The following is a 561-nucleotide window of genomic DNA, read 5'->3' on the forward strand; positions in this document are numbered from 1 at the left end:
ACCTCTATTTTTTCATTAATGGCATTTAGTTCCTGCTCGCCTATTTTATAAAATCCTTCAGGATTCAACGTGTCATAAACCGTGGGTACAAAACCTTTGTGTAAATTACTTTCGGCTAGTTTTCCTGAAAAAGCTGCTAAATACCCAATAGTGCCTGCTTCATTTTCAACTACCATAACACCAAACATCTTCCCTATTACTAAACCTTCTGCATTAGGTTTTAATCCAAAATTATGATTAAAATTAGCCTCATGCTCAAGGTAGTTTTGTAAATCTTTAGCAGCTAAAATGCTTAAAGTATGTGGTTCATAATAAAAAGGAAACGTGAATAACCGAGGTATTACGGTTTTATTTTGTTTGTGAAGCGGATGAAAAAGGGTGTCTGTAAATTTAGGGTTAGGCATCTTTTAAAAAATCTCCGGAAACTATGCGGTTTTGTGGGTTTACATTTTGGTTGTAAAGATACACCCATGCATTGTAAACACGATTGTTTTTTGCAAAAACTGTAACTTTTTGACGTATAAAAAGGCTCTTACTAGGGTTATTGGGTTTAAAATCTTC

The 561-nt window shown here is 34.0% G+C and carries 1 protein-coding gene and 1 pseudogene; both read right to left on the minus strand.

All coding sequences use genetic code 11. The features are described from left to right. A pseudogene (locus tag FUA24_RS00405) lies at nucleotides 1–404 on the minus strand (RNA pseudouridine synthase); the annotation flags it as partial. Beyond that, nucleotides 397–561 (minus strand): gamma-glutamylcyclotransferase (locus tag FUA24_RS26075; protein WP_148539591.1); only part of this gene is annotated, 165 nt, incomplete at its 5' end. The gene FUA24_RS26075 and the pseudogene FUA24_RS00405, both read right to left, overlap by 8 nt.

It is taken from the genome of Seonamhaeicola marinus (assembly GCF_008085455.1).